The 17,391-nt window shown below is 64.6% G+C and carries 15 protein-coding genes; 9 read left to right on the forward strand and 6 right to left on the reverse strand.

Features of this window, described 5'->3' with window-relative positions; translation table 11 throughout:
* Positions 1 to 88 precede the first annotated feature (88 nt).
* Positions 89 to 529 (forward strand): DUF1489 family protein, encoded by a 441-nt coding sequence (locus BraRD5C2_RS06510; RefSeq protein ID WP_223967481.1) that lies wholly within the window; start codon positions 89 to 91, stop codon positions 527 to 529.
* 43 nt (positions 530 to 572) lie between these two features.
* Here BraRD5C2_RS06510 and BraRD5C2_RS06515 read toward each other — a convergent pair whose 3' ends face one another.
* Positions 573 to 1,319 carry a hypothetical protein gene (locus BraRD5C2_RS06515; protein WP_223967482.1) on the reverse strand — a complete coding sequence of 249 codons (747 nt, stop codon included), beginning with the start codon at positions 1,317 to 1,319 and terminating at the stop codon, positions 573 to 575.
* 68 nt (positions 1,320 to 1,387) lie between these two features.
* Positions 1,388 to 2,239, reverse strand: a complete 852-nt coding sequence (gene panC, locus BraRD5C2_RS06520; RefSeq protein ID WP_223967483.1) for a pantoate--beta-alanine ligase — start codon at positions 2,237 to 2,239, stop codon at positions 1,388 to 1,390.
* A 289-nt stretch (positions 2,240 to 2,528) separates the two neighbouring features.
* On the opposite strand from panC, the gene BraRD5C2_RS06525 reads away from it, so the two are divergent.
* Entirely contained in the window at positions 2,529 to 3,452 is a 924-nt protein-coding gene (locus BraRD5C2_RS06525) for a division plane positioning ATPase MipZ (RefSeq protein WP_223967484.1), read from the forward strand.
* Between the two features lie 289 nt (positions 3,453 to 3,741).
* On the opposite strand, the gene BraRD5C2_RS06530 is transcribed toward BraRD5C2_RS06525, so the two are convergent.
* Positions 3,742 to 4,824: a zinc-binding dehydrogenase gene (locus BraRD5C2_RS06530; RefSeq protein ID WP_223967485.1), complete on the reverse strand. Its 1,083-nt coding sequence runs from the start codon at positions 4,822 to 4,824 to the stop codon at positions 3,742 to 3,744.
* 105 nt (positions 4,825 to 4,929) lie between these two features.
* On the opposite strand from BraRD5C2_RS06530, the gene BraRD5C2_RS06535 reads away from it, so the two are divergent.
* From BraRD5C2_RS06535 to BraRD5C2_RS06545, 3 genes are all read left to right on the forward strand, one after another.
* A complete protein-coding gene (locus tag BraRD5C2_RS06535) occupies positions 4,930 to 5,706 on the forward strand; it encodes a helix-turn-helix transcriptional regulator (RefSeq protein WP_223967486.1) in 777 nt (258 codons plus the stop codon).
* A 331-nt stretch (positions 5,707 to 6,037) separates the two neighbouring features.
* Positions 6,038 to 6,979: an alpha/beta hydrolase family protein gene (locus BraRD5C2_RS06540; RefSeq protein ID WP_223967487.1), complete on the forward strand. Its 942-nt coding sequence runs from the start codon at positions 6,038 to 6,040 to the stop codon at positions 6,977 to 6,979.
* A gap of 98 nt (positions 6,980 to 7,077) precedes the next feature.
* Positions 7,078 to 7,818: a vWA domain-containing protein gene (locus tag BraRD5C2_RS06545; RefSeq protein WP_223967488.1), complete on the forward strand. Its 741-nt coding sequence runs from the start codon at positions 7,078 to 7,080 to the stop codon at positions 7,816 to 7,818.
* 13 nt (positions 7,819 to 7,831) lie between these two features.
* On the opposite strand, the gene BraRD5C2_RS06550 is transcribed toward BraRD5C2_RS06545, so the two are convergent.
* On the reverse strand, positions 7,832 to 8,239 hold the full coding sequence (locus tag BraRD5C2_RS06550; protein WP_223967489.1) for a DUF302 domain-containing protein: 408 nt from the start codon (positions 8,237 to 8,239) through the stop codon (positions 7,832 to 7,834).
* Between the two features lie 129 nt (positions 8,240 to 8,368).
* On the opposite strand from BraRD5C2_RS06550, the gene BraRD5C2_RS06555 reads away from it, so the two are divergent.
* A complete protein-coding gene (locus tag BraRD5C2_RS06555) occupies positions 8,369 to 9,088 on the forward strand; it encodes a DnaJ domain-containing protein (protein WP_223967490.1) in 720 nt (239 codons plus the stop codon).
* A gap of 244 nt (positions 9,089 to 9,332) precedes the next feature.
* Here BraRD5C2_RS06555 and BraRD5C2_RS06560 read toward each other — a convergent pair whose 3' ends face one another.
* Positions 9,333 to 11,129, reverse strand: coding sequence for a D-alanyl-D-alanine carboxypeptidase (locus tag BraRD5C2_RS06560; protein WP_223967491.1), 1,797 nt, complete (start codon positions 11,127 to 11,129; stop codon positions 9,333 to 9,335).
* A gap of 423 nt (positions 11,130 to 11,552) precedes the next feature.
* Here BraRD5C2_RS06560 and BraRD5C2_RS06565 point away from each other — a divergent pair, with 423 nt between their 5' ends.
* The gene (locus BraRD5C2_RS06565) at positions 11,553 to 11,888 is read left to right on the forward strand and encodes a phasin family protein (protein ID WP_092114837.1); all 336 of its coding nucleotides are present in this window, start codon (positions 11,553 to 11,555) and stop codon (positions 11,886 to 11,888) included.
* Between the two features lie 73 nt (positions 11,889 to 11,961).
* Here the strand turns inward: BraRD5C2_RS06565 and BraRD5C2_RS06570 are convergent, their stop codons facing one another.
* Positions 11,962 to 13,845 carry a TadE/TadG family type IV pilus assembly protein gene (locus BraRD5C2_RS06570; RefSeq protein ID WP_223967492.1) on the reverse strand — a complete coding sequence of 628 codons (1,884 nt, stop codon included), beginning with the start codon at positions 13,843 to 13,845 and terminating at the stop codon, positions 11,962 to 11,964.
* Positions 13,846 to 14,355: 510 nt separating this feature from the next.
* Here BraRD5C2_RS06570 and clpS point away from each other — a divergent pair.
* On the forward strand, positions 14,356 to 14,688 hold the full coding sequence (gene clpS / locus BraRD5C2_RS06575; protein WP_026192863.1) for an ATP-dependent Clp protease adapter ClpS: 333 nt from the start codon (positions 14,356 to 14,358) through the stop codon (positions 14,686 to 14,688).
* Positions 14,689 to 14,948: 260 nt separating this feature from the next.
* Positions 14,949 to 17,357 (forward strand): ATP-dependent Clp protease ATP-binding subunit ClpA, encoded by a 2,409-nt coding sequence (gene clpA, locus BraRD5C2_RS06580; RefSeq protein WP_223967493.1) that lies wholly within the window; start codon positions 14,949 to 14,951, stop codon positions 17,355 to 17,357.
* The last annotated feature ends 34 nt before the right edge of the window (positions 17,358 to 17,391 follow it).

Below are 17,391 nucleotides of genomic sequence, written 5' to 3' on the forward strand. Positions count from 1 at the left end.
CGCACCGTTCCGGGCAGTAAATCCCGATATCCACTGCCGCTGATATCGCTCCCTTTCCAAAGGGCGCGCCGGCCGCTACATCCGGCCCATGCCGCTTCATCTCATCAAGCTTGCCGTCGGTTGCGACTCGGTCAAGGAACTCAAGGGTTGGGTCGCCGAACGGATGGCGACCGCGAAGAAAAAGGGCCTGCCGCTCCGTCACATCCACATCACGCGGATGACGCCGAAGCGCGAGGAGGAAATCCTCGCCGGCGGTTCGCTGTATTGGGTGATCCGTGGCGAGATCGCCGCGCGCGAGAAGATCATCGCGCTCGAGCCGTTCCGCGACAAGGACGGCATCGGACGCTGCCGGCTGGTGATGCAGCCCAAGGTGATCGCCGTCTCGCCGCGGCCGATGCGGCCGTTCCAGGGCTGGCGCTATCTGACCGCGGACTCCGCGCCGGCAGATCTCACCAAGTCGAGCGCAGCCAGCGTGGCGTCGATGCCGGAACCGATGCGCCGCGAGCTGCGCGACCTCGGATTGCTCTGAGCAACCGGATTGCTGTGAGCAATCGGAAGACCGCTGGCGCGGATCACTGCGTTACGAGATGCAGCCGGCCCCATTCGGATGCCGGGATCTCGACATAGCGGCCGCCGCCCGCGTTGCTGACGGCGACGTCGAGCAGTTCATGGTCGATCCCCATCTCGCCGAGATAGCGCCGGAACTGGTCGGTGAAGATCGAGGTCAGGCTTTCGCGATGCTCGGCCGAGACGTTGGGGGCGAGCCGGTTGTGGATCGCCATGCCGCTCAGCACCACGCGGCTGCCCGCCGGCAGGCTGCGATGCACGCCGCCCGACAGCACCAGCACGCAGGCAAGATCGCAGGCAATGCTGGACGACTTCTCCTTGGCGTCCAGCGGGCCGCCGGGCCGCTTCAGCGCAAAGCATTCTTCGCCGGGCTTCCCGTTGCAGGCGTCGACCTCGGTCGCCGCGACTGCGGTATCCATCCCACGGTCGCGCAGGATCCGGCCGAGGCTGGAGGCGACATTAAGGTTGGATTGGCCCTTGATGTTGATCACCACCGGGAGCTTGCGTCCGGCCTGCCGGTCGAGGATTGCCAGCAGGCGCTTGTAAGTGTCCCATTGCACGGAGCCCTCGGCGGCGATCCAGTCCGAGCAGCCAGGGCCGCAGGAATCGGGCGCACCATGCGCGACGTAGAAGATCATCGCGCCGGGCGAGGAATTGACGCCGCCGACCGGCGGCCGGGTCTGCGCCTGCGCCGCGCCGACGGCCAACAGCGCGATGCAGTAGAGAATGCCTTGCCTGAAACAACTGACCATTCCGATCGCCTCTGAAAGGCGCAATCATCCTTGCGTCGCGGCGGCGGCGCAAGCCTGACCCAGCACGGCTACACCGCGATGTTATCGATCAGGCGCGTGCCGCCGATCCTTGCCGCCACCAGCATCCGCATCGGCCCGTCCTTCAGCGAGCCGATCGGCGCCAGCGAGGCGGCGTGGCGGACCTCGAGATAGTCCAGCACGAAGCCGGCCTTGGTGATCTCAGCAGCGCCGGCGGCCATGGTGGTCGCGGCGTCCTCGCCGGCGCGCAGGCGGCCCGCCGCGTGCTTCATCACACGGTTGAGCTCGGGGGCCGCACGCCGTTCCTCCGCGGAGAGGTAGACGTTGCGCGAGGACATCGCGAGACCGTCGCGTTCGCGCACCGTCTTCGAGCCGATCACCTTGACGCCGAGATCGAGGTCCGCGGCCATCTGGGTCACCACCCGGAGCTGCTGAAAGTCCTTCTCGCCGAAGATCGCGACATCGGGCCGGACTTGCGTGAACAGCTTGCCGACCACGGTGGCGACGCCGCCGAAGAAATGCGGCCGGAAGCGATCCTCCAAACCGGCGGTGGCCGGTCCTTCCGGCACGATTCGGGTGGCGAAGCCGTCGGGGTACATCGCCTTCACCTCGGGGTGCCAGATCAGGTCGACGCCTTCGGCGGCGAGCTTGGCGACGTCTTCCTTCCAGGTGCGCGGATACGAACCGAAATCTTCCGTCGGCGCGAACTGGGTCGGGTTGACGAAGATCGAGACGACCACCCGCTTGGCGCGACGCTTGGCGAGCCGCACCAGCGACACATGGCCGTCATGGAGCGCTCCCATGGTCGGGACCAGCGCGACGGTCGCCTTCTTGGCGCGCAGGGTGTCGACGGCGCGACGAAGGGCGGGGACGGTACGGACGACGGTGGGATTTCTCGGCATCTGGTCTCGACTCGTGGGGCAATCTGGGTGGGGGGAATCCAGGTGGAACGTTTCGCGTCCGGCAGGTGGCGGAGCTTATCAAGTTCGAACCATTATCGGCAAACCGCCGCGCAAGCATTACCCGATCTCGCACGCGCATGGAGCGCAGGCCGCGTGCCGCCGATCGACGCAGCCGGCTTGCGCGCTCGATTCATCATTAAGGGCGGCTGCAATTGATTTCCTTGCGCAGTGATGCATTTCACTTGACCGCAGCCGTGCGCGATTTGAAGATCATTGCGGGGATTGAATCATGTTGGTGCAGGCTAGTCAGGGTCAGTCCGGCTCCGCACATGTCGTGGTGCTGGGGAACGAGAAGGGCGGTTCGGGCAAGTCGACCACCGCCCTGCATATCGCGGTTGCGCTCCTGAAGGCCGGACAGCGCGTTGCCAGCATCGATCTCGACTGCCGCCAGCAGAGTTTCACCCGCTATATCAGCAATCGCCAGGCCTGGGCGCGGCGCTCCGGGCTCGATCTCGAACTCCCCGCGCATTATTGCATCAAGTACGGCGAGACGATGCAGATCGAGGAGAACGAGAACGCCGAATTCCAGCAGTTCATGGCCGCGGTGAGCGCGGTGGAACATGCCTATGATTTCATCGTCATCGATACCCCGGGCTCGGACAGCTACCTGATGCGGCTCGCGCATTCGATGGCCGACACGCTGGTGACGCCGATCAACGACAGCTTCCTCGATTTCGACGTGCTGGGCACCGTCGATCCCGCGACCTACGCGGTGATCGGCGAGAGCCATTATGCGGAGATGGTGCGCGACACCAGACGCAAGCGCCGCCAGCTCGACGGCGCCTCGACCGACTGGATCGTGGTACGTAACCGGCTGTCGATGCTCGGCTCGCGCAACAAGCAGCTCGTCGCCGACGGCTTGAAGCAGCTGTCGCTGCGGCTCGGGTTCCGTGCGGTCGACGGCTTTGCCGAGCGGGTGGTCTATCGCGAATTCTTCCCGCGCGGGCTGACCGCGCTCGACGACATCGACGAGGCGACGCTCGGCACCCGCCCGAGCCTTGGGCACGTCACCGCCCGTGAGGAAGTGATGGGCCTGCTGCGCCAGCTCAAGCTGCCGCTCGACGAGCGCGGCCGCCGCCGCGCCGCCAACCGGGCCGAATGGTTCAGCCAGGTCGACAAGCCGCTGGAAGTCGACGACATCATCGGCAACTAGGCCCGCAAGGCCGGCAATCCCGGTGGCGGCCCAGCATCGGGTAGATTCTCCGAGCGATCGGCTTGGGCGGTCGCAAGGCGATGAACGGAGGATCGAATGGAACGGCGCCAATTCATGTCTCTTCTCGGAGGAGCTGCGTTGGCACCGCTCGCCACCTAGCCGGCCTATGCGGACCCGTCCGACGCCTGCGGTGTTCCGGTCGCGCGGGACGATGGTTGGTCCGTCGCCTCCATCAATGAGGACAAGCTCGCCGACCGCGCTGTGTCCTGCAAGCGATTTCGCCACGGGTTTAGTTCGGCTTCAGCACCGTCATCCTGAACGGTCCGCCATTGGCGGCGGCATGCGCAACGGCATCGTTGACGTGATCGAGATCGAAGGTCGTCACCTCGAACTGGTCGAGCCGCAACAGCCCGGCGCGCGCGAGGTTGACGAGGCCGAACGTCGCCTCCGGCGGATACATCCAGACGCCGTGAATGCTGATGCATTCGCGCATGATCCAGGGGTAGGGCAGGTCGAGCCCCGGTCCGCCCTGCATTCCGACGCCGCCCATCAGCACGACCCGGCCATAGGGACGCACCGTCATGATCGCGGCGCGCACAGTCGGTGTCGTCACCGATGGCGGCATCAGGTCGAGCACGCAGTCGATCGGGCCGGGCGCGGCGCGCCGCATCCGCGAGCGATCGTCGTCCTCGTTACCGCTCAGCCTGACCGGGCGCACGCGCGGGCCGAAGCGGCGGACCAGATCGGCCAGCACCTTCTCGTTGCGGCCCGGCGCGACGACGCAGGCCGCGCCCATCGCGAGCGCGACGGCGACCGCGGCGCTGCCGAAATTGCCGGTCGCGCCGCTCACCAGCACGGTCTCTCCCGGCTGCAGGCGAGCCGCCAGCAAGCCGCCATAGGGCACGAGGCAGGTGCCGAGCGCGCACCATGATGGCGCGTCGGCCGGATCAATCGTGCCGATCCGCTTGACGTTCTCGGTCGGCACCAATGTCTGCTCGGCGAACGAGCCGTGACGGAAGTGCCGTTGCAGACGCAGCCCGCCTTCGCCGCGCGCGCTCCAGCCCTGCAAGGTGATATCGGGCGAGATGCTGTCGTCGCGCGAGCGGAAGGTCGGATCGCAGTACACCCAATCGCCGGCGGCGAGGTGGGTGGCGTCCGGCCCGACGGCGCGCACCCGTCCGATGGCGCCGGGACCTGGAACGGCCGGCAACTCGAGCAGGTAGTTGCGCGCGCCGCTGAAAACCTCGTTGGCGTAGGACAGCACGCGCGTCGCTGCGACGTCGACGAGGACTTCGCCCGTTCCCATCACAGGTGCCGGGATCTCCTCGATCGCGAGCGGCGAGCCGAACGATTTCAGAATTGCTGCTTTCATCTGGTCTGGCCCTTGGTTTGAGACCGGCATGATCGGCGGGCGCGTTGCAGCCAACAAGACCTGGTATTATCCTAGGATTATCGAACCCCCTCACGAGGTCCGGCGATGGCCAGTCCGCGGCAAGGCGAACTCGGAGACTTCCTGCGATCGCGGCGCGAGAAGCTCACGCCGAAACCGGTCGGCATCCCGGCCGGGCGGCGGCGCCGCACGCCGGGCCTGCGCCGCGAGGAGGTGGCCGACCTCGCCGGCATCGGCGTCGATTGGTATGTGCGCCTCGAGCAGGGCCGCTCGGTGAGCCCGTCGGCCGCGACGATCGACGCGCTGGCGCGGGCGCTGCGATTGAGCAAGGCCGAGCACACTCATTTGCGGGCGCTCGCCAAGGAGAGCGATCGGCGGCTGTTCGTGCCGGAGACGGTGCCGCCCGAGATCCGGCGCGCGGTCGAAAGCCTCAACCAGCCGGCCTATGTGACGGGACGGCGATGGGACGTGCTGGTGTGGAATGCGGCTGCCGAGGACGTCTTCGCCTTCGGCCGCCTTCCTGAGGGCGAGCGCAATACCCTGATCTGCATGCTGACCAATGCCGAAACCCGCCGGCTGTTTGCAGCGAGCTGGGCCGAGGAGGCGCGCAGGATGGTGACCCAGTTCCGCAGGACTCACGACCTCTGGGCCGGGGATCCCGCCTTCGTCGACCTGCTGGCGAGGCTCCGCCAGGGCTGTCCCGAGTTCGAGGCCTGGTGGGGAACCCATGACGTCAGCAGCAGCGTCGCCGGACGGAAGGTGCTCAGCCATCCCAGGCGCGGCCGGCTCAATTTTGAGTACGCCAGCTTTCAGGCCAACGACGATCCCGGTCTGAAACTGATTATCTACACCGAAATCGGTTGAAATCCGTGTTCTCCCGGTGATTTCGGCCACACCACGGCCAAAAAGCCGGAACAAAGCAGCCCAAATCCAGTTTCTCCCCAACGGCGAGCCAAGGGTGAGCCAAGGCTTAAACGCAACCTTGGGAACTCGCGTCGAAGGGGAGAAGAGAGCAGGAGCCGTCGCGGTGAGACGTGTGCAACTGCACAAACTATAGGTGCGGCGCACAACGTTATGCCACCGAAGCCACAATATTTGGACTTCCTGTCACGGCGCTGTGACATATATTCTCAAAAGGAGGCCGAAGAGCCTCCGGCCAAAATCGCCCTGTAAAGGCGGGCACCTCGAGGACGTCATGAAGCGTGGAATTCTCGTTCTGCTTTCGCTCTCCGTAGTGATCACGGGTGCGTATTTCACCGCGAGCAAGTGGGCGATCCGTCACGAAACCCTCATGTTCAAGGATCCGACCCGCGATGAGCGGCCGGTCGCGGTCGACGTTGCCGTGCGCTTCGACAAGGAGATGCAGGCCGACGCCGGCATGATCAAGCTCCCGGTTGCGATCCTCAATCATGGCAATACCGTCAAATTTACCGAATATTCCTTCCTCGCGAATGTGTTCGCGGCGCGCGGCTATCTGACCGTCAGCATTCAGAACGACCTGCCGTCGGATGGACCGATGGTGACCAAGGTCGGCGAGCTCTACGTCGGGCGCCTGCCGCAGTATCAGCGCGGCATCACCAACATCAAATTCGCGATCGAGGAGATGAAGAAGCGTCAGCCGAACGCGGACTACAGCAAGCTGACGATGGTCGGCCATTCCAATGGCGGCGACATCGCGATGTATTTCGCCAAGCAGTATCCGGACGAGATCAAGAAGGTCGTCACGCTGGATAATCTGCGCGTGCCGTTCATGACCGACGGCAAGTTCAAGATCCTCTCGTTCCGATCGCACGATCAGCACTTCAAGCCCGATCCCGGCGTGGTGCCGGACGAGGAGGAGTGCGAGAAGGCCGGCATCACCGTTGTGAACACCAACTTCCAGCACAACGACATGCGCGACACCGGACCCGAGAAGGCCAAGGACTCGATCCAGGCGATGCTCGATAAATTCCTGGCCGACACCGACAGCGATGTTGCGGCCGTCGATACCAGGAATGCGCCGCTGAAGATTCTGGAGCCGGGTCCAGTCTCGCTCTACGTGCCAGTCGAGAAGCCCCTGAGCTTCGGCGAGAAGGTCAAGAAGTCGCTCTCGCTGACCAAGACCGAGACCAAGAAGGATCCTTCGGTCACGAACTGACAGGGCCGGCCGGGATTCGATCCGGGCCGGCGGGCGCGTCACGTTGACCAATCCGATGCCGCGGCCCACATAGTGTTTGCTGTACGAGGCAAGCGCTGATGGCTGGCAAGACGATCAAACCGACATCCGGAGGCGACGTGCGCCCGGCCGATGCGCCTGGCGTGCCGGCGTCGAGCGCCAATGACATCGCCGCGTTCGTGGCCAAGGCGCGCGCGATGTCGCCGCATCGCGCCGGCGCACGCGGCAGGCTGGTGTTCGCGCTCGACGCCACGATGAGCCGACAGCCGACATGGGACATGGCGTGCACGCTGCAAGCGGACATGTTCCGCGAGGCCGGCTCGCTCGGCAGCCTCGATATCCGCCTCGTCTATTATCGCGGCTTCAACGAGTGCCGCGCGTCGGGCTGGATCTCCGACAGCGCGCAACTCGCGCGGCTGATGGGCAGAATCGACTGCCAGGGCGGCAATACCCAGATCGGCAAGGTGCTGTCGGAGACCCGCCGCGAGGCGGTCGCGGCAGGCGTGCGCGCGCTGGTGTTCGTCGGCGACGCGATGGAGGAGAACGCCGACGCGCTGTGCGCAAGCGCCGGAGAGCTCGGCCTGCTCAAGGTACCGGTCTTCATGTTCCAGGAGGGCGCGGACGCCACTGCCGAGCAGACGTTTCGCGAGATCGCGCGGCTGACCGGCGGCGCGTGGTGCAGGTTCGATCCCGGCGCGGCGGCACAGCTCCGCGAGCTGCTGCGCGCCGCCGCGGCCTATGCTGCCGGCGGTCGCGAGGCGCTGCTGCAGCTGGCGAAGACGACGAGCGGCGCGGCCAAGCTTATCGGTCAGATGAAATAAGCCGCCCGCCGGGTCAGGCTCCGCCCGACGTCGCGGCTTTGGCAATTGCGCCGAGCAGCGCCGACATGTTGGCCGTGATCTGTTGGGTCGCTTCCGCGACGCCGTGCCGCTCAGTGAGCCAGGTCGGATCATTGTAGGAGAGCCAACAGTCGCCGGCCTCGTCCTGCCAGACCAGCGCCTTGAGCGGCAGATCGATCCCGATGGTCTGCGCAGCCTGCATCAACGGCGTGCCGCCCTTCGCGTTGCCGAACACGAACAGCTCTGTCGGACGGAGCGTGAGGCCTACGCCGGCGGCGCCCGCGGCATGATCGATTTGCGCGAACAACGTCAGCCCGCGCGCCTGCAGTTCGGCCTTAAGCCGGTCGGCGGTTTGCTTCGGCCCGACATGGCTGCGAAGGCTGATCAGTCCGTCAATCGCCATCAAGCTTCCTCCAGCGCGTTTGCCGCAAGCTACCCAATCGCAGGGGGCGGCGCCACGCGATGTGCCTTCACGCTCCAGTGAGACGAAGCTCCGCATGCTTTTTGCCGCCGGGCCGCTTATATTCAGCGCATGCCAACCCTGATCGCCGGCGTCGTCGCAATTGTCATCCTTTATTCCGCACTGCAGATGTTTCGTGCGGCCAATCCAGCCGTGCTTGCGCGTGCGATCAAGATCGTGGGCGGGGTGCTCGCGCTGGCCGTCGCGGCCTTCACCGGCGTGCGGGGCGAACTGGCGGTGGCAATCCCGCTCGGCATCTTCGGCGCCGGATTGCTCGGCTGGTCGCCGTTCGGGAGCACCGGCTTTCCCAATTTCGGCGGCATGTTCGGCGGTTCGCGCAATCAGGGACAAAGCTCGCGGGTGCGCTCGCAATATCTCGACATGAGCCTCGATCACGACAGCGGTGTGCTCAAGGGCCAGATCGTGGCGGGACCGCAGGCCGGCCACATGCTCGACGAGTTCGACCTGTCGCAGCTGCTGGCGATGGTCCCGGGGTTCGACGCCGAAAGCGTCGCGCTACTTGAAAGCTATCTGGACCGCCGCTTTCCCGCCTGGCGTCAAGACGCACAGGGCGACCGGACAGGGGGGCAGGGCCGCGCGGCGGCGACCGGCAAAATGACGAACGAGGAGGCCTATCAGATCCTTGGCCTGCAGCCGGGAGCGTCGCGCGACGACATCGGCCGGGCTCACCGCGCCCTGATGAAGAAACTCCATCCCGACCAGGGGGGCTCGACGTATCTCGCTGCCCGTGTGAACGAGGCCAAGGATACTCTGCTTCGCACGCATCTCTAACTCCGGCTACGCTACTGACGCCACAGCCGAGAGCTGCCTTCCGTTTCTGATTGATGCCCCGCGTGGCCCGCCGTTGTCCGGCGCGGCCGATCGTTCTTTCGGGAAAACTTAACCGTAAAATATTGACGAGAAGTTCTCATGGTTGCGCCGCGCGCGGAAAGGCCGGTCGTTCGCGCGGGCGGCGTGCAAAGCAAAAGGCCGGCGCTTGCGGCGCCGGCCCTTTGAAATCAGCTGTTGCTGTCGATCAGTTGCGAACGGTGATGCAGGAGATCTCGGCGCGCTTCAGCGTCTTGCACGCCGCTTCCGCCTGATCGCGCTCCAGGCCGGCAAAGCGGGCGCGGTAGAGCTTGCGATTGTCCTTGGCCACCACCTCGGTGAACGGGTCCGCCTTGCTGAGCAGGCCGCGGGCCGAGCTGCGGGCGAGGTCGATGCGCTTGTTGGCCTCGCCTTCGGACTCGAGCGCGCCAACCTGGATGATCCAGCCGGAATGCGCGGCGCCTGGCTTGACGACGCTGGTCTGCGGCGCGGCCTGCAGGCTGCGGGTCGTCGGTTCGATTGTGGCCACGGCCTGCGGTGCCGGGGCGGCGGCCGGTGCATGGACGGACGAGGCCGGCAGCACGCCGAGGATGCCGTTGCCGGTGCCGAAGTTCGCCGGTTGCGGCGGCATCTCGGGCCTCGAGGTTTCGGCAGCCCGCGCCATCATCGCATTGGAGGTCTCGGGAACTTCGCCGCGCGACGGGATGGTGCTGGTGATCGGGGGCGCGGACTGTGCCGGGCCGGCGGCGGCGAGCCTGACCTGGCCGGCCTTGACCTGCACGGTCTTCACCTTGACCGGCTTCATCGGCTCGGCCGATCCGGGGATCGCGGCGATCGGCTGGGTCTGGATCACGCCGGAGGTCAGCGGGGCCGGCTCCGGCTTGGCCTGCGGCTCAGGCTTTGCCGGGGGCGGCGGCAGAGCGGCGGCGACGGCCGCCATCAGCGAGGGCTTGCTGGCCGGGCGCGGCGCCTGCACCGCGACGGCTGCCGCGGCGGGCTCTGACGCCGCGACCGGCGCGGTGTCCGCGTTGCGGGCGTTGTCGGCATCGGCAACCTCGACATTGGCGTCGGCCGGGTTGCGCTCGGTGATCGCGGCGGCGGTGCGGGTGGTTGCGCCCTTGCCGATGTTCTCGGCCAGCAGGTTGCGCATGATGGCATCGCGGGAGCCGCCGCTGCGACCGCCGAGCACCACGCCGACCAGGAAGCGATTGCCGCGGTGGATCGAGGTCACGAGGTTGAAGCCGGAGGCGCGGGTGTAACCGGTCTTGATGCCGTCAACGCCTTCGACGCTGCCGAGCAGGCGATTGTGACCGGTGATCGTATGGCCGCGGAAATTGAACGCCGTGGTCGAGAAGTAGCGATAGTAGCGCGGGAAGCGATCCTGGATGGCGCGGCCGAGCGTCGACTGATCGCGCGCGGTGGTGATCTGCTCGTCGTTCGGCAGGCCCGAGGCGTTGCGATAGGTGGTCCGGCTCATGCCGAGCGCGCGGGCCTTGCGGGTCATCATTCGGGCGAAGTCGTCTTCGCTGCCGCCGATCGCCTCGGCGATCACGACCGCGGCGTCATTGGCGGAGCGGGTGACGAGGCCCTTGATGGCGTCTTCGACCCTGATGGTCTGGCCGGGCCGCAGTCCGAGTTTGGTCGGGTCCTGCTCGGATGCATGCTCGGAAACCGGCATCTCGGTGTCGAGCTTCATCTTTCCTGAATCGAGGCGCTCGAACAGCAGATAGAGCGTCATGACCTTGGTGAGCGAGGCGGGGTGCCGCAGGCCGTCAGGGCTGTTTGATGTCAGCACCGAGCCGGTGTTGCCGTCGACGATGATCGTCGCGAATTGCGGGCTGTAGCTTTCGCGCGCGGCCTCGCTGTGGTGGTGACGGGCGACGTGGCGCCGGTGACGGCGCGCCTCCGCGCTATCACTGGTGATCAGGATCGCCGTCGTGACGGTAACGAGCCCAAGAACGCCAACTCGCAGCGCCCGCGAGGAGGCCAAGGTTGTTCGAAGCATCTACTTCCCCGTCCCAATTTCTATCTAGATCACTGGCTCGTGAGGCGAAATTGTGCCCGGCGGCCGTCGATCCTTGCCTGCGCAACAGACCACTTCGGGCAGAACCATCGGCCCTCGTGGCGGCTCAGGTCGCTCTTCTAGCTAAGGTGTTGTTCACAAACAGCTTTCAAGGCTGCCCGTCGGAAGGCGAACAAAGTCCAGGAATCAGGTTAGGCGGACCGAGTTTCCAAAAGATTAAGCAACCGTTGCGTAGTCCCCCGGGGTTTATCGCAAATGCTCAGGATTCGGGCAAATGTCGTTGTGCGTCGCACAATATTCGTTGACTTTATTGTGCGATGCGATATGTCTATCGCCGTCAGGGGGCCGGGAGCTTCCCGGCAATGGGAATTTGCGCCTTCAAGTCTGGGAAAAGGAATTCCATCCATGGTCAAGATCGAAGACATTCAGAACTACGGCAAGGAGCATATCGAGTCGGTCACTGCGTCTGCGAACAACCTGCAGAGCGGCGTCCAGGCGATTGCCACCGCCTATGGCGACTACGCCAAGAAGTCGTTTGAGGACACCAAGTCGTTCGTCGAGAAGCTGTCGGGCGTGAAGTCGCTGGACAAGGCGCTCGAGGCGCAGACCGAGTACCTGCGCTCGTCCTACGAGACCTTCGTCGCGGAATCGCAGAAGATCGCCGGCCTGTACAGCGATTGCGCCAAGCAGACCTTCAAGCCCTACGAGGGCCTGGTCTCCAAGTTCGCGCCCGCTCAGTAAGCGCTACTGATCAAGACAAACGAAAAGCCCGGCCGTTTCGGCCGGGCTTTTTTGTTGTGCCTGAAGCGGGCGGTTATTTCGCCAGCCGCAGCTTGCTGAGCGCAGTTCCGATCGTATTGAACGTCGTCAGTATCTGGGTCGAGCTGGTCAGCATGTAGAACTTGTCGGGGCTGCTGGCGCAGTTTTGCAGGACGGTCGAGGTCGGATCGGAGGGCGTGCTCGTGTTCACCTGGATCGCGTAGATCGTGTACATCGGCGCACCATTGGCGTCCCTGGCGGCCTGCAGATTCTGGCATTGCAGGGTCTGCCGCGCATCGATCGGATTGCCGGACGCCTGGCTGCTGCCGTCGCCGTAATCGGGCCAGCGGTCCTCGGTGTTCAGACCGTCGGAAAGAATGATGATGACCCGGTTGTAGGTGGTGTTGGAGTCCTCCGCCGGCGCGTTCAGCGGACCGCCCACCAGAAGCGACTGCCACGCCCAGGCGAGGCCAACCGACTGGTCAGTGCCGCCGGTCGGCTGCATGGCGTTGACCGCCGTCTTGAGCGCGCTCCAGTTGTAGCTCAGCGGAATGATCGGCCCGAGCTGCGGCGAGGCGCTGTTGCTGCAATAGTACGAGCTGTTCTCATAGTACTCGTTGGCCGGGAACAGCGTGGTGACGTCGGAAGTGTTCGGCAGTACGCCGGTCGCGTCGTTCGGCTGGGTGCGGTCGGTGATGCAGCCCGTCCAGTTGCCGATCGGATTGGTGGACGCTAGCAGCCAGTTGTTCTGGACCGTCGGGAGCTGATTGGTCGAGGTCCACTTGTTGTTGGTCCAGCCCACCACGGCGCTCACGCGGGGCTGCCCCAGATTGTGCACAAGGTCCAAGGGGCCCGGCTGGGTCCAGTCGTGGGTGTACAAATTGCCGGAGCAGGATGTGACGCCGCCAGTGGTGGTGCAACTGCAGCCGGTGACGTTGTTACCGGACGAATTCTTCGGGCAGCTGCAGGATGACGACCCCGTGCAGAATACACCGGTGCCTGCCGGCGTGCTTACCCAGCAGCCGTTGTAACGCGTGTGCGAGTTATAATCGACGCTCGGGCAGATGTAGCCCGAATAGGTCCCGCTCGACGGGATGTAGCTCGCGTTGGACGTGCTGGTCGGGGTGGTGTTGCAGGTAAAACCGCCGTTGCTGTTGGTCCAGGGGCATTTCGCGCCGGGTCCCACCGCGTGCCAGTTCATCGGCAGGCTCGCCTGCGTGCTGCCGTTGTTGGGCTGTGTGGTCGGCGGATTGAGCCAGTCGGTCCAGTCGATCCAGTTTTGGCCGGAATTGCTGCTACCGACGTTGACGACCTTGGCGAACGGAATGACGGAGATGTAGACGTCACCGTTGTTCTTGCTGAGCGCGCTGAGCTGATCGATCAGGCCGCCGGTTCCGGCCACGGCGTTTCGCAGCGCGGTAATCTTGCCGTCCTGAGCCATCGATCCCGTGTTGTCGAGGGCCAGCGCGACGCGCATCTTGACGTTGCCCCAGGTGGTGGTCGTCGAACCGCCGAAATTCAGCGTCGAGGAATAGCCCGCAACCTGCAGGAAGTAAGTCTTGATGTGGCCTGATCCACTCAGGAGGATCGTTGCCGCCGTGTTCGCGGTGGGGGTCGTATAGGTGGCCGAGACGCTAGCGCCCTGGCCGTCCTTGTTGGTGTAGAGGCTGTTGAAATAGGTCTGCGCCTTGCTCGGGATCTGCGCGGCCGTGATGCTGCCCATGGTCAGATCTTTGGACAGCATCAGCGCGGTCGAATCGAGCGCCGCCTGCATGGCGGAGCGGGCGTTATTGGCGCGGGTATAGTCGACCGCTGCGCCCACGAAGGCGAAGATCGGCAGAATGGCGAGGGTGAAGATCACCGCGACATTGCCGTCGGTTGCCTTGGAAAACCGGCGGATGGCCGCGCGGAAGCGATTGGAAATGGCTGAACCAAGCATGGCGCTCTCGTCAAAAATGGATTTCGCGGCCATCTCTACGTGCGCGGCTAAACAGATGGTGAATCGGGCAACGGAAACCCGGCGGGCGGCCCCGCAGAAGATCAAAAGCAGGGCAAAAGCACGGGCTATCCTGAATGCCGGCTAAATTGGATGCCCTAGTCCTTTGTCAAATCAGGCAGAAATGATTAACCTTCCGAGGGTTGCCGCGCTGGGAATCGGACCGGTGGGCTGCGGCGGGTCTGCGCTTGCGGCAGGCCGTCGTGAGGCCCATATTCGGGAGGTCGATCCGGCCGCCGGATCGGACCGGGAGCGGCAATCTGGAAAGCATTGCTGGGGGTTCCGCGATCAGTCTTGCGGCAATCGCGACCACCTTCCAATCGCCAACCGGTTTCCCGCCAGTTTCCCTTGGGGAATTCGAACGCCTGAGCCATGCTGCGATACACGTTGACAGTCCCGATCTCCGAGCCGGTTTCGGCCATGCCCGCGGTGTCCGCCGCGCCGGTGCCGAAAATGAGCAATGACGACAACCGCAACGGAACGGGCAGCGGCCCGTCGACCTCGGTCATCACCAAGGTCAAGCCGAAGACCAAGCGCCCGAACCTGTATCGTGTCCTGATCCTGAACGACGACTACACGCCGATGGAGTTCGTGGTTCACGTGCTGGAACGATTCTTCAACAAGGACGCCGAGGCGGCGACCAAGATCATGCTGCACGTTCACCATCACGGGATCGGTGAGTGCGGCGTGTTCACCTATGAGATCGCCGAGACCAAGGTGACGCAAGTCATGGACTTCGCGCGCAAGCATCAGCATCCACTGCAATGTGTGATGGAAAAGAAATAGTTCGCCGGAACGATTGATCCTGCCGCGGGGAGCGGAACGGGTTTTGCATCGCGTTTTTGACGCAGCGAACGGCGTTTCCGTATGATCACGGGCGCGCGGCCGGACAACGTTCCGGTGCCCCGAATTTAGAAGAAAACCATCATCGCGGGACCGGTCTTTCGCCACGATCCGTCGTAACTATATCAATGGCGATCACGAAGGTTGTTATTGCCTGACCCGGTAATGGCGATCATGATGGCCGGGGGCCATAGAGGACGCGAATGCCTACTTTTTCCCAAAGCCTAGAACAATCCTTGCATCGTGCATTGGCGATCGCGAACGAGCGTCACCATCAATACGCGACGCTCGAACACCTTCTGCTGTCGCTGATCGATGACTCGGATGCGGCGGCGGTGATGCGGGCCTGCAGCGTCGATCTCGACAAGCTGAGGACCAGCCTCGTCAATTATCTCGAGACCGAATTCGAAAACCTGGTGACTGACGGCGCCGACGACGCGAAGCCGACCGCCGGGTTCCAGCGCGTGATCCAGCGCGCGGTGATTCACGTCCAGTCGTCCGGTCGCGAGGAAGTGACCGGCGCCAACGTCCTGATCGCGATCTTCGCCGAGCGCGAGAGCCATGCCGCGTATTTCCTGCAGGAGCAGGACATGACGCGCTACGACGCCGTCAACTACATCAGCCACGGCATCGCCAAGCGGCCCGGCGTGTCCGAGGCGCGGCCGGTGCGCGGCGTTGACGAGGAAACCGAGACCAAGGGCAACGAGGACGCCAAGAAGAAGGGCGAGGCGCTCGATACCTATTGCGTCAACCTCAACAAGAAGGCGCGCGACGGCAAGATCGATCCGGTGATCGGCCGCAATGCCGAGATCAACCGTGCGATCCAGGTCTTGTGCCGTCGCCAGAAGAACAACCCGCTGTTCGTCGGCGAAGCCGGCGTCGGCAAGACCGCGATCGCCGAAGGCCTCGCCAAGCGCATCGTCGACAGCGATGTGCCGGAAGTGCTGGCGGCCGCGACCGTGTTCTCGCTCGACATGGGCACGCTGCTCGCGGGCACCCGCTACCGCGGCGATTTCGAGGAGCGGCTCAAGCAGGTCCTGAAGGAGCTGGAGGCGCATCCGAACGCCATCCTGTTCATCGACGAGATCCACACCGTGATCGGCGCCGGCGCCACCTCCGGCGGCGCGATGGATGCGTCCAATCTGCTCAAGCCCGCGCTGGCTTCGGGCACGATCCGCTGCATGGGCTCGACCACCTACAAGGAATATCGTCAGCACTTCGAGAAGGACCGCGCGCTGGTGCGGCGCTTCCAGAAGATCGACGTCAACGAGCCGACGGTGGAAGACGCGATCGCGATCCTCAAGGGCCTCAAGCCCTATTTCGAGGATTACCATCGGCTGAAATACACCAATGAGGCGATCGAGGCGGCGGTGCAGCTATCGTCGCGCTACATCCACGACCGCAAGCTGCCCGACAAGGCGATCGACGTGATCGACGAGTCCGGCGCGGCGCAGATGCTGGTCGCCGAGAGCAAGCGCAAGAAGACGATCGGCATCAAGGAGATCGAAACCACGATCGCGACCATGGCGCGGATCCCGCCGAAGAGCGTGTCGAAGGACGATGCCGAGGTGTTGAAGCATCTCGAGCAGACCCTGAAGCGTACGGTATTCGGCCAGGACAAGGCGATCGAGTCGCTGGCGGCGTCGATCAAGCTGGCGCGTGCCGGCTTGCGCGAGCCGGAGAAGCCGATCGGCAGCTATCTGTTCTCGGGTCCGACCGGCGTCGGCAAGACCGAGGTGGCCAAGCAGCTCGCGGCGTCGCTCGGTGTCGAGCTGTTGCGCTTCGACATGTCCGAATACATGGAGCGGCACACCGTGTCGCGCCTGATCGGCGCGCCTCCCGGCTATGTCGGTTTCGACCAGGGCGGTCTGCTCACCGATGGCGTGGACCAGCATCCGCATTGCGTCGTGCTGCTCGACGAGATCGAGAAGGCGCATCCGGATCTGTACAACGTGCTGCTGCAGATCATGGACCATGGCCGGCTCACCGACCACAATGGCAAGCAGGTCAATTTCCGCAACGTGATCCTGATCATGACCACGAACGCGGGCGCGGCTGACCTGGCGCGGCAGGCCTTCGGCTTCACCCGGTCGAAGCGGGAAGGCGACGATCACGAGGCGATCAACCGGCAGTTCGCGCCGGAGTTTCGCAACCGGCTGGATGCGATCGTCTCCTTCGCGCACCTCAATGCCGAGGTGATCGGCATGGTGGTCGAGAAGTTCGTGCTGCAGCTCGAAGCGCAACTCGCCGACCGCGACGTCACGATCGAGCTGTCCGAGCCCGCCAAGGCCTGGCTGATCGAGCACGGCTATGACGAGCAGATGGGCGCGCGTCCGATGGCGCGCATCATCCAGGAGCACATCAAGAAGCCGCTCGCGGATGAAGTTCTGTTCGGCCACCTCAAGGGCGGCGGACACGTCCGCGTCGTGCTGGTCAAGGACGAGGCGACCGCCAAAGACAAGATCGGCTTCGAATATCTCGAGGGCCCGGTCACGCCGAAGCCCGAGAACCTGCCGCCGCGCAAGCGCAAGCCGCCGAAGGGCGGGCCGAACAATGGCGGCGGAGGCGGCACCAAGGGGCCAGCCTCGAAGGGGCCGATGGTCAAGGCCTGAGGCGCTAGCGAACAAACAAATGAAAAAGGCCGGC

Source organism: Bradyrhizobium sp. RD5-C2, assembly GCF_019972155.1.
GTDB lineage: Bacteria > Pseudomonadota > Alphaproteobacteria > Rhizobiales > Xanthobacteraceae > Bradyrhizobium.